This is a genomic window from uncultured Roseovarius sp. (assembly GCF_947259555.1).
In the GTDB taxonomy this organism is placed as follows: Bacteria; Pseudomonadota; Alphaproteobacteria; order Rhodobacterales; family Rhodobacteraceae; genus Roseovarius.
The window spans coordinates 1-11,977 of sequence record NZ_CAMYMD010000034.1; the positions used below are offsets into that span (position 1 = coordinate 1).

Here is an 11,977-nt window from a genome sequence, read left to right on the forward strand (position 1 = left end):
ACGGGCAGGTGAAGCAGGAACGGCATGTCGGCAAAGCTGCCCAAAGCCGTGCCTTCGAAAACGCTGATGATCAGAGGCACGCCCCACGCGATCAGAACAACGAGAAACGCTCTGGACATCGGCCGCAACTGGTCGTCCTTCACCAGCCCGAGCCGGGCCTGCATCTCGTAATAGAGCCCGCCGCGCGCAATTCTGGCCGCTTCGACGGTCGGGTCTTTGTTCATGAACTGGGCTCCTTTCGTGTTCCAACTCAGATCGTCGGATCGGCCACGACCATGTAGATCACGGTCGAGCCGCTGTAGAATGGCTGATACCAGGTCTCCGCATAGACGAAGTAATCGGTGTCCTTGGCCTTGCGCACCTCGGCCCCTTCCGGAAGGTCGGGGACGGTCGCGCCAATCGGCGGGGGGACCACTTCGAAGGTGGGCGCTCTCTCTTCATCGGCAGGCGGCTTCACGTCATAGAAGGCGCCCTCTGAGTAGCCGTATTCCGCGCCGTTCACGGTGACACTGGTGACCTGGGTTGGGGCGTTCTCGACGGTTGCACCGACCGGCGGGGCGACCACCTGATACTGGCTGCCCGATTGGGCGTAATAGGTGCCGTCGGCGTAATAGTAGGTGGTTCCGCTGACGGGGACCGTCTCGTATCTGGGCGGCAGGGATGCGATCATCGCACCGATGGCAAGCCCCGCGAAGAGCGCCCAGGCCGCGTCATTGCCATCATCATGCCAGTAATTGTAATGACCGTGTCTATAGTAATTCCCCCAGTACCGGTTGTTAGAGATATCGTCCGAGACCTGACGGTAGGTTTCCTGCCGGTCGGCGTTCCGGTCGGTGCGTCCATCCTGTCGCATCTCGGTGCGGTCGGAACTCCCGTCCTGTCGGATTTCGGTCCGGTCGGTGCGCCCGTCCTGCCGATCGAATGTCTGTCCTGCCCGATCACCGCTCCGCGTTGCCTGGGTTGCTGCTCGGTTCTCCTGCCGTGCGCCTGCATTCGCGGCCGGTTGCCTTGTGACCCGCTGACCAGCGTTCTGACCATTCAGGCCACCACCGAAATCGCCGCGGTTTCTCTGGACGGAGGGCGCGCGCGGTGCAGCGCGCCGTTGCGTGCCCCCCGCACCACTGTTGCTGAAGCGCTGCGCTGAACGGGCCCCACCGCCGGCCCGACGCTGCGCCTCGGCGAAATCGGCACAGATCATGGATAGCGCGGCCGCCAGCGAGATGGCGATAACGCTCGACCCGAACGGTTTTTTCCTTTTGGGGAAGTCTTGCATGGCTCACTCTCCTTTTGCAGGCAGGAACGCGGCAAGTGCCGCGCCGTCGGGTATCTCGGGCGAGAATGTTTCGTCGGGCAGATCAGGATCGAGGTTCCACTCGGTGAAAAAAAAGAGCGTCTGAGGCGCGCCGGGCAGGTCGAGTGCGGTCACCACCAGCTTGACCGGCAACGGGCTCTCGCCTGCGTCGATCCAGAGCTGCCAGGCCACGGTGCCATCCGTCAGATAGATGTGATGCGCCGGAACGCCGCCAACATCGTGCAGACCGACATATCGCTTTTGCGTGGTGCGCTCGGTGATGAGTTCATAGGCGCCGTTCGACAGCAGGCCGCCAAGCGGCATCCGCACGCCGTAGGTCTGCGCGACGGCGGCAAGCGTCGTGTCGATCGTGTCACTTGAGGGCAGCAATCCGTAGACCCCGGCCATGAGATCGACCAGAACGAAAAGGGAGCCGTCATACCACGCTTCCATGGCGCTCAGATCGTCCCCGTAGGAGACGTGAAACCGGTTCGGCCGTCTCAGCGCCACGTCGACTGCGCCCGCATATTGCAACTTTTCGCCGGTCACCAGAACGTCGTCGAACAGTTTCTCGACATGAAGCGTGAGGGCAGCCGAGCTCTTCAACGTATCGGTCATGCCCCGCAGAAGGTCGTCGATCGATGGCGTGGCCTGTGACTGCGCCATCGCAGTCGCCGGAAGGGTCATGACAATAACAAGACCAAAGATCGTGCCGCGCAGGTTATGGAATGGCATAGGGTGTTCCTTCTCGCATCGGTTGCTGTCGCTTCGCGCCGGTCGGTCTCGGGTCGGTTCGGAAAGATTCGGGTGATCTTGCTGCCCTGAAGCCCGCCACCACCCATCAGGCCCTGCTGGAAAAAAATACCGCAATAGTGCCTTGATCGAGGTTGGCCGTGGTGAGCGAGCGCATCATCCCCTGATCGGCTATGACCAGCGAGGGCGCGAGGCCGATCTCCACGCCGTCACTGTCACGCAGCAGATAGTCCAGATCGCTTTGATCCATGAAGAACAGCGCATAACCAAAGGCCTGGGCCCCGGCCTGAAGCCCATAGGACACCGCGCGGCTCCGGTAATACCCGTCCGTCTTGCCCTTGATGCGAAGCGCACCGCGTCCGCCATGCACCCCGGCCAGCAACCCGATTTTGACAATGCTCGGGAAGACAAGAACGCCGGTCGACGATTGCGCCAGAACCCGCGTGCCGGGGACTTCGGTATAGAGCCGCTCCAGCGCGGCATTGACATTCGCATCTATCTCGGCGGCTTCCCCTGCTCGGGCGGGAGAAGTGAGGGTCGGGATCATGATGATGGCCGCGAGTAACGAAAGGAGGGGGCGAACCATAGTCCTTGGCAGGTATCGAGTGGTGTTCATGTTCCGGATCCTTGGCTGAGAGATCGTGCCCGCAATGCGGGCACGATTGCCGTTTTGAAGATCAAGTTGACCGATCAGGATCCCTGAAGTTTCGTCGTGCATTCGCGGGCCTCGTAGATCGCGTTGCGCACGTGATCGAGATTGACCGTGACCGTGAACGGCTTGTCGGGGAAGACGACCATTTCCTTTTGCTTGTCGAGGTCGAGACGCATCTGCTTCTTGTTCTCGTCGCTCGCAATCACGTAGCCGCCCTGATAACCGTCCGACGCGCCATGCACGACGGTCTTGGACTCGCCGACATAGAGGTTGTCGTTGATCAGGATCGCGACCGCATTCGTGCCTTCTTCCAGCTCGATGCCTTTCTGGAAAATGCCGATATAGCCGTAGTCGCTGTCCTTTGTCAGACCGATCTGGACCAGATGGCCCGCGTCATCCGAGCGCGAAATGAAGCACGAGCCCCGAGTGCGGTTTTCATGGACGACCCAATCACCAACGTTGCGATAGTGGGCGATGTCGTCGGTGCTCATGGGCAACACGTCCTGATCCGCTGCAAGCGCGGGCGTGGCCGCGCCAAGCAGCAATACGGCGATGGTTTTGGTAATAGTATTCATGTCTCGTCTCCAAATTTTTGGCCTCGATATAGTCGAAGCGGGTCAAGTATCAGGGTCGTGAATGCGTCCGGACCGGACGATCACCGATGCCGGGCGGTAATGACGTGGGTTCGGGTGAGATCATCAGGTTCATCCTTTCGGGTACAGGAACGTGATGAAGGCACGCAGGCCGAAACCCTCTGGGCCGGTGGGGCTGCTATTGGCCCAATACCGTGCGCCCACGCCGATGCTGACCGGTTGCTTGCCAAACTTTGTCAGCTTGGAAACCTGTGCGTTGATCGGAACCGACCACTCATCGGCCTTCCAGTCATAAGAGGACTCGGTGTTGAGTGTGTAGGTCCAGGCCTTTGGCGTCGTGTAGGAGACGAAGGGCTGAAGGAAGGTATTGTTGATGTCATTGCGTTTGCCGTCACCCGCAAATGACCAGACATGGTTAACAAGGCCACCAACTGTCCAGGGACCCGATTGCGTCAGCGCGATCGCCGTGGGGCCGAGTGCCCATTTTTCTCCACCAAGCAGTCTGTCCGTGGCTGTCGGCAAAACGGCGACCGGGCCGACGCCCCAGATCCATTTGCCGAAGGCGGGTTTGACCGGCGAGAAGAACGCGCTGACCGTGGTGTCGCCCAAGCCAAACTGATCGCCCGCACCGGGAAAAATATCGTCCTGCGAGGTAATCGGCAGGATGACGCGTGTTATCATGTTCCAATCATCGTTCAGGGATATCGGAATGACCGGCTGGATGTTGAAGACCAACCGATCACCGTCATCCGCCGGTCCGATATTGGAGTCGTAATTCAACTGAAAGGGCACGCTGATCAGCGAGGAGATTGGGTTGGCCAGCTTCTTGGCCAGATCAGTGTCCTGCGCCTGGGCCATCGGCGCACAGACCAGACATGCAGCGGCCAGCATCAGCACATTTGAGCACCACGACCGCACCCCGGCCGACTGTGCGGGCAGCGGCATGGAAATCGTTTCAGATATCTTGTCCAAGCTCCTCATCCTCATCAAAATTTCATGGTTATGCCGACCACGGGGCCATACATTTCAAGATCCAGGTCTGCATTGTCACCCTCGTAATCGAAGGAGTTGTAGCGAAAGCCGGCATTGGCGCTGAACCGATCACTGAACGCGTATTCCACCCCGCCGAAAACATCGAAGGACAGATCCGACCCGACGCCGAAACCGCCGATGCTGGCAAACCCGCCCAAGGAAACCCTTTCGCTGAGCGCCATACGCCCGCGCAGGCCTATAATCGGATCAACCCAGCTGTCGTTCACCGTCGCGTCGAACCCAGCCCCGACGGGGCCACCGCCTGCGAGCCTGACATCCGTCGAGACATCGACCAGTCTGACGCCGCCATAGCCCTGCACCAGCGTGCCGTTTCCCTCATGCAGCACATAGCCAAGGGCGGCTGTCGCAAGCAGCATTTCGACATCGACCTTGGCCGACCCGGCAAATGGCCCGCCGAGTGTGCCCTTCTCGCTCAGATCGGTGTAGAGGGCATCGTAGAGAAAGCTGATCTTACCAAAGCGGCTCTCACCAGCGACCATGAAGGTGAAATCGAGCGCATCGATAATATCACCGGGCGTCGCTGATGATTCAGCAGAATTGCCGCCGCTGCCCGTCACCTCCGTGTCGACCCAAGGGATGAGACCGTAAAGCGTTACGCTGTTCTGGTAATCCTGCGCCGTGGCCTGTCCCGCCGCCATGACCATCGTTGCCGCCGTTGCAACGCTGGCCAAGCGTGCCACTTGCTGTTGCGAATTTTTGTTCATTCAGAGTATGTCCTTGAAGTGCCGAAGTGTCGGCGCGGGGATGGTATGGCGCGGTCCGTCTGTCCGTACGGCGGACAAACGGACAGAGCGTTATTACTTAACCAACGCGACCTCCCCCGGCCGCCAGGTCTTGTCGAACCAGGATTGCCCGGGCTCATAAAGGCGCAGGACGACGTTCCAGCCCTTTCCGGGTATGGTCTGGATCCAGTTGCCCTCGTGGCCTTCCGGTGCGGTCGGGCTGAACCATACATCGACGGAACTGTCGGTATTGACGACCATCCCCTCGTTCTTGCTGCCCATGCTGGGGAACTGCTGGTCGGTTTGCAGCAATGCACGGGTCTGGTTGTCGTAGACCACGAACGACCAGAAGCTGCCCGCCGGAATGTTCGGCGGCAGTTGCACCTTGTAGGTTTTACTGCCGTCGAAGGGATTGCCGTCCTTGTCGGTCGTTGCGAGGGCGTATTGAGAACCGATGCCAACACGCTTCAGCGCCATGGCCGGCGTGATCCCAGTCGCGTAGTAATGGAACAGGACCCGCGCATCGAGGTTTCGGACGCCGGGTTGAGACAGGAACTCATAGCTTCCGCCGACAAAGCCGGTGTACCAGGCACTGTCGGGGTAATAGTAGGCTTCCTTCATGCGCGGACGGAACGTGATGGTGCGCGCCGTCGCGTTGCCGACGGACACGGCCTCTGTCAGGATCTTCTTCATGCGTTCGTCGGGTGCGAAGGGCTTGCCCTTCTCAATCCCGATGGCCGCGAGCTGCCCCAAGACCTCCGGATGATAGGAATCGGACGGCTCGTATTGAACGATGTCGTTGACCTCCTCGTAGAAGTGGAAGTCGTTGGCGTGAATGGTGTTGAACTCCTTGCCGGAGACATTAACGATGTTCATGGACGGCGGGTTGTCCGCTTCCGAAAGCAGATACACCTTGGCAAAATTCCTGGTGTTCTCGATCGCTTTTGCAGGGCTGCCGGTCTCATCTAGGAAGCCGCGCCAGAAAACCAGGTTTCCATAGGTTCCCGACTGCAGCACGAAGTACCCTTCGGGTATCTCACCCGTGTAATCCGGCGGCAAGAGCAGGTACTTGCCACCCTTGCCCTGGTCCTGGCCTGCATTGCCGAAATCGCCGACGAACTGAAACCAGTGGTCGTCGACGATACCCAGAACATTGGGCGGCGTCTCGAAGACCAGCGGGCCGTCATTGGTGTCGAGCCACATCAGATTGTACACGGTTTCGGTGTTCGGGGTCAGGAACAGCGAGTGCGAGTCCATCAGGTTCTCGAACAACAGGATCGTCTGGTTGTTGTCGGCACCTTGAGTGGCCAATCCCACCCGCAGAGCCTCGACCGATGCGCCGGGCATGGCATTGAGGAACGCATCGACGCCACGCATGAAATCAAGATTATCGTAGAGCTTTTCCGCGGTGGCGTCATCCGGGTAGCCGTCGAAGAAGTTCAGTTCTCCGATCCGGGTGGTCACGCTATCAGGTGTTTCGATCGCTTCCGGTATCGGTGTGGTCATCTTGAAAGTCGGCGCGTCGGCAAAGGCTCCGACCGTGCCGATCAGAGTGGTGACGACGGTGCTGCAAAGCAATCTCTTGGCAAATTTCATCTTTGTTCTCCAAATAGATGATGGTATTTGGCTATGATACTGTGTGACCTGTGTCGGGCGCTCATTGCACCTTGATGACCTTGGGCATGTTGTAGGTGCCGTTCGTCAGCGGGGCGTAAGGTCCGTAGTAGCGGGACGTGAACCGAAATCCGTCCTTGGGCGCCGGAAGCCAATTCTTGGCTTGATCCGGATCGGACGGCTTTTCGTTCTGGATGTAGATCACCAGTTTGCCGTCCTTGGCCGCCAATTCACCAGATTCGAGCATGAAGCTGTTGACGGTGTAACGGTTGATCTCATTGGCAACGAAATAGCCTTCGGTGCTGTAGATCGGGATGGACCAGAATTGGGTGACCGGCGGGAGGTCATTCATGTCGAAAGTCAGGGTGTACTTGTTCGTGCCGTCAAATGGCTTGCCGTCGGAATCGGTGAACAGGAACGCACCACCATGAGAGATGTTCTTGTCCGGCGCGGCCCAGGCTGCGTCGGCGACGATCGCGCGGTCCATCCAGCGGGTTTCGAACCCGCCGTCATTGCGCACGACGCCCCAGCCATTCATGTTGATCATATTGGACTTCAACGTCTTGCGCACGTTTTCGAACCCGGCTTTGAACCCGGTCTCGAGCGCCTTTTGCTGGTCTGCTGTCAGCTTGTCCCAGTCAAAGGTCAGACCCTTGCCGATGTTGAAGGTTTCAAGCTGCTTGAGCATGTCGGCTTCCTTGATGGAATCCGTGAGCGTCGGCATGGTCGGATCGTTCAGTATCACACTGAGCAGGGTGAAATACTGCTCGGCAGTCTGTTTGTCGACCTGACCGAACTGATATTCGGGCAGACCATCGGGGATGAGGAAATCGCCCTTTACGATCTTTCTGTCGGCTTGGGCGATGCCCTTGTTGCCATTGGACAGCCAGTCGCCCAAAGGCGTGATGGTCACCTGATCCTGATAGCCGTTGATCGTCTTGATCTCGGCATCGGTCCCGGTTTCAACGGCCATCCGCACGACGCCATACGCGGTGAGGGTTGGCCATTGCACGATGTCAGTTGTTGGGAATTCGGCCGGAACATTGCCGGTGAAACCCGGCGGCACGAGAATGTACTTTCGCGCCTTTGTGCCATTGAACGGCGACCCGACGATCATCCTAAAAATGCCGTACTGATCCATGATCTGGACGCTGAAATAGCGATCGGTGATCTCAGGCACTTCTATGACGACCGGCCCGGCGCGCAGATCAAGAAAGCCCGCGCCATATAGCGTAGTCGCGTTCGGTGTGACCACTGGGTAATCCGGGGTGATCTGCTTGCGCACCCAAGCAAACTGGTTCAGGCCTGCATAGACTATATTTTCCTTGGCGTCATTCTGAGTGTAAACCCATCTCTGGCCATAATAAATCGCCTGTTGCAGGCCGTAAACATAGGCCTGCGCTGCGATATCCTCCGGTTTCTGTTCGGTCTGGGCTTGTGCGCCGGCGGTCATGCCAACAAGGGCGATGGCGGCCAAGGCTTTGGTCGCGTGCCGCTTTGTGGAGCGCAGCCCTCCGCTCGAACGTGCCAGCACGGCGCCGATCCATGTCGAGGCATATAGCGTGCCCGGAAACCCGTTTATCTGTGTCATCAACTCTCTTCCTCTATGTCAGTGCCGGAACGCGCTTGTGCGACAGGCCATTTGGGTCATCTCGGCGGGACGTGTACCCCGCCGACGACGTCATTTGACCAATTCGATTTCGCCGGGACGCCAGCTCTGGTCGATCCAGGGTTCAAGAGGGCCATACATGCGCAGGATGGTGAACCAGCTCTTACCCGGAACGGTCTGCAGCCAGTTGCCCTCCTTGCCCTCGGGCGCCTCGGGCGCAAAATATACGTCATAGGAACCATCGGCATTCTGGGTCATGCCTTCGGTTTGGCTGCCGATGGTTGGAAAGCTCTGCGATGTCTGAAGCTGTGACCGGGTTTGCGTGTCGTACATGGTCAGTGCCCAGAAATCCTTCACCGGCACATCCTTGGGCAGATGCAACTTGTAGGTCTTGGCACCATCAAATGCCTGTTGATTGGCATCGAGCAGAGCCAGTGCGTAATCGGACCCCTGACCTGGGCTGCTGGTGGCCATGGCGGGCGTGACGCCGCCTGCGTTGAAGTAATAGAGCGCCCGTGCGTCGCGGTTCACCGCCCCATCCGCCTCGAAACTGGTGTTCTTGTTGGCGAAGGCCGTCGACCAGACGCTTTTCGGGTTGTCGGGATAGATCCGCACACCGTCGATCCGGGGGTGATATGTGATGGCGCGTGCCGTGGCATTGGCGAGCGTGGCGGCCTCGGTCAGCAACTTCTTCATGCGGTCGTCCGGGGCAAACGGCTTGCCCTTGACGATCCCGATGGCCGCGATCGCGCCACGTGCTTCGGGGCCGATCGCCGCAATCGGCTCTTCCTGAACGATCCGGTCAAGGATTTCGAAATAGCTGTAGTCGCTGGGGAAAACCGTGTTGAAGGCTTTGTTCGACACGTTTTCAAAGGCGGTCTCGGCCGGGTTTGCCGCGTCTTTTAGCGGATAGACTTTGAGGTTCGCGGTGATGTTCTTGACCGCGGGCTCAAGCCCTTTGGCAATTGAACCCCGCAGGAACATAAAGTTTCGGTTGGTCGAGGGGGTCAGCAGGAAATAGCCGTCGGGAATGTCGCCTGTATAGCCTGGGGGCACGACGAGATACTTGCCACCCTTGCCCGCATCTGGCCCGGTGACACCCATATTTCCGACAAACCGCTGCCAGCCATCATTGAGAAATCCGAGCATGCCGGGCGGCACCTCGATGACCGTCGGGCCATCCTTGGCAAGATCGGTATAGGTATAGGCGTAGAGCGTCGAGGTGTTGGCCGTAACCACAAGAGTCTGCGAATCCATCAAGTCCGCAAACAGTGCAATCCGGTTCGCGCCCTTGGCTCCGGCATCGGCCAGCCCTGTGCGCACGGCATACATCGAGACGGCACCGATGTTGTCGAGAAACACCTGCATGCCGCGCATGCGGTCGAGGTTGTCATAAATGGTGGCCACGGTGGCGTCGGTCGGAACGCCATCAAAGAATTCGAGCGTGCCAATCGCTGTCTCGACCTTGTCGGGAATCGAGATCGCGTCGAGTTCTGCGGACGATACCTCCCCAAATGCAGGGCCCATGGCGATGGCGAATGCGATTGAACTAATGGCGGGCAGACGTATCATCCCATGATTCTCCTCAGACAGATATCAATTGTCTTTGAAGACTACGTTTGAGCGGGTGTCTCTTCTGCCCATTTCGCGCCAATCTGCTTGCCATAGTGCGGCCCTGCGGAAAGGGCCCTGAACGCACTCGGCGAGCAACCCGCCCATCTGGCAAATGCACGGCTGAAGCCATTCGGCGAGCTGTAGCCAAGTCTGGTCGCGATCGCGTGGATTTTCAGGTCCGTATCGCACAGCAAGGCGGCCGCAATCTCGAACCGGCTCTGCTCGACCAGCGCCCAGAAACTGATACCGCGCCTGTTTAATCTGCGCTGAAGTGTGCGGGAGCTGATCCCAAGATGATCTGCCGCCATTTCGAGAGATACGGTTCCAGCCAGAGCCAATCCGGCAACAACCGATTTGGCCCTGAAATGCTCCTTTTCGGAATCCTTCGTTCGGAGGGTCATATGTGCTACCGTCAGATCAAGGCTGTTCTGTGTACACGTTGACTGATTCGTATTTCGATCTCAGACCATTCCGCGCCAAATTTCGCGCGAAATTCCTTGAGAGGATTGCGCTTGGACCGCAGGCTTGCGCTCGTCAGAGCGACCCATCTGATCGACTACATCTCGGTGCTGCGCGAAATCGGCGCGCCGGTGGACCGTGACCTTGCTCGCTCGCTGCTGCCGCCACGCATAGAAGAGACCCCTGATCTTTATGTCAGCGTTCCCGTGGCCCTCGAATGGATCGCGCGCACCGGCCACGACCTTAATCTCATGGAACTGGGCCTGCGAGGTGCCCAGAACGCCTCTCTGGCGTCGCTGCTCCCGGCACAGCAGGCGGCCATCCTGACCGCGCAAACCGGCCTGATGCGGCTTGAGGCCTTGGCAGCCATCGCACAGACTGAAGATAGTGCGCTTGACATGCATTTGCTGCAAGAGGGCGATAACCTGCGCGTCATCTGCTCCATGACAGGGCTGAACAACCACATTTTCATATGCCTTGCCGAATGGCTAAACGTGCAGGCTGTCATTTCGGTCATACGCAGTATCATGGGGGCATCCTGGTGTCCGAGTGAAATCTGTTTTGTTTCTAAGGCTTGCGTTCCCCAAGTCGTCCTTGCGGCGTTCCCGAACACCCGTATCCTTATGGGTCAGCCGCAGACATCCGTTGTCGTCTCGCGTGCAGAACTGAGCCAGCCAACCTGTGCTCTGATTGGAGCGGCCAACAACACGGTGCCTTCACTTTCGTCAAGGCAGGTCAAGGATGGCCAATCTGCCTGTGAATTTATCAGCCTGCTGCGCATGATGGTCCAACCCTACCTGAACGATGAACGAATCGACGTCGCCTTTGCCGCCGATATCGCGGGGGTCAGCACGCGAACATTGCAGCGCAGGCTCAAGCTGAGCGGCAGTTCCTATTCGCAGATCGTTCAGGAGGCGCGCTTCGATCTTGCGCGGTCGCATCTCGACGAGCCCGGCATGAAAGTCATCGATGTCGCAATGATGGCAGGCTACGACAGCCCGCAACATTTCACTCGCGCGTTCCGCCGGTTCACCGGGGTCACACCAACGCAGTATCGCAACGAAAGCGCCAGAAGGGGTCTTCTCACGAATCGAGCAAGCACCTGACTCTGCATGAATATTGGGGATCGGCAGCCATCTTCCGTCTCAGTGCGCCTTCCTTTTCAAGACACTTGATCTTACCCGGAAAAGCATAGCCTTTGCACTCGAACGCAGCGCGTTGACATGCACAGGTGGCCGTGTCAGCTCTCCATTTCCAAAGAACTTTTAGAAAGAAAGATTTGTCCGCAAGCTCGGTTTCGAACGAACTGATCTCATCCATTCATCAAGAATGCTGCAAGATGCACAAATGACCGCAATGCGAAAGCTGCGCTGCGGCATGGTTCGATCCGGTGAAGGTCCTCTGTGGGTGGCTCCTGCATAGCAAGAGTTCTTTGACAATTTCAGCGGTCGTTTTCGTCAGTACTGTCGTCTGTCCGGCCTGTTTGTGCGGTGGTATTCTGCTGGCCTTGACGAATTCCGCGAGCGAGGTTCCAATCGGCTCATCGACCTCAGAGGGCCGCTGACCTTTCCGGAGTGTCCTTGCTCTTGGTTGACTTAATTCCGCATCATCACGTCA

General features: G+C 58.5%; 12 protein-coding genes. 1 reads left to right on the top strand and 11 read right to left on the bottom strand.

The genetic code is table 11. The features are described from left to right. The 11 genes from Q0X85_RS06115 to Q0X85_RS06165 form a co-directional block, all read right to left on the bottom strand. Positions 1-224 (bottom strand): hypothetical protein (locus tag Q0X85_RS06115; RefSeq protein WP_297770384.1); only part of this gene is annotated, 224 nt, incomplete at its 3' end. 26 nt (positions 225-250) lie between these two features. Further along, on the bottom strand, positions 251-1,273 hold the full coding sequence (locus Q0X85_RS06120) for a DUF6515 family protein (protein ID WP_297770386.1): 1,023 nt from the start codon (positions 1,271-1,273) through the stop codon (positions 251-253). Between the two features lie 3 nt (positions 1,274-1,276). After that, positions 1,277-2,026, bottom strand: a complete 750-nt coding sequence (locus Q0X85_RS06125) for a DUF2092 domain-containing protein (protein WP_297770388.1) — start codon at positions 2,024-2,026, stop codon at positions 1,277-1,279. A 106-nt stretch (positions 2,027-2,132) separates the two neighbouring features. Continuing rightward, positions 2,133-2,591, bottom strand: coding sequence for a twin-arginine translocation pathway signal (locus Q0X85_RS06130; protein ID WP_297770391.1), 459 nt, complete (start codon positions 2,589-2,591; stop codon positions 2,133-2,135). 143 nt (positions 2,592-2,734) lie between these two features. Next, complete coding sequence (locus tag Q0X85_RS06135; protein ID WP_297770394.1) at positions 2,735-3,271, bottom strand: hypothetical protein; 537 nt, start codon at positions 3,269-3,271, stop codon at positions 2,735-2,737. A gap of 129 nt (positions 3,272-3,400) precedes the next feature. Further along, positions 3,401-4,261, bottom strand: coding sequence for a transporter (locus Q0X85_RS06140; RefSeq protein WP_297770396.1), 861 nt, complete (start codon positions 4,259-4,261; stop codon positions 3,401-3,403). Positions 4,262-4,275: 14 nt separating this feature from the next. Further along, positions 4,276-5,046, bottom strand: a complete 771-nt coding sequence (locus tag Q0X85_RS06145) for a hypothetical protein (protein ID WP_297770399.1) — start codon at positions 5,044-5,046, stop codon at positions 4,276-4,278. Positions 5,047-5,139: 93 nt separating this feature from the next. After that, positions 5,140-6,660, bottom strand: coding sequence for a DUF1254 domain-containing protein (locus tag Q0X85_RS06150; protein ID WP_297770402.1), 1,521 nt, complete (start codon positions 6,658-6,660; stop codon positions 5,140-5,142). Between the two features lie 61 nt (positions 6,661-6,721). Next, positions 6,722-8,269, bottom strand: a complete 1,548-nt coding sequence (locus Q0X85_RS06155; RefSeq protein ID WP_297770405.1) for a DUF1254 domain-containing protein — start codon at positions 8,267-8,269, stop codon at positions 6,722-6,724. Positions 8,270-8,359: 90 nt separating this feature from the next. Further along, a complete protein-coding gene (locus Q0X85_RS06160) occupies positions 8,360-9,859 on the bottom strand; it encodes a DUF1254 domain-containing protein (RefSeq protein ID WP_297770407.1) in 1,500 nt (499 codons plus the stop codon). Between the two features lie 41 nt (positions 9,860-9,900). Further along, positions 9,901-10,302 (bottom strand): helix-turn-helix transcriptional regulator, encoded by a 402-nt coding sequence (locus tag Q0X85_RS06165; RefSeq protein WP_366129442.1) that lies wholly within the window; start codon positions 10,300-10,302, stop codon positions 9,901-9,903. Positions 10,303-10,407: 105 nt separating this feature from the next. Between Q0X85_RS06165 and Q0X85_RS06170 the strand changes: the two genes are divergently transcribed. After that, the gene (locus Q0X85_RS06170) at positions 10,408-11,466 is read left to right on the top strand and encodes an AraC family transcriptional regulator (protein ID WP_297770443.1); all 1,059 of its coding nucleotides are present in this window, start codon (positions 10,408-10,410) and stop codon (positions 11,464-11,466) included. The last annotated feature ends 511 nt before the right edge of the window (positions 11,467-11,977 follow it).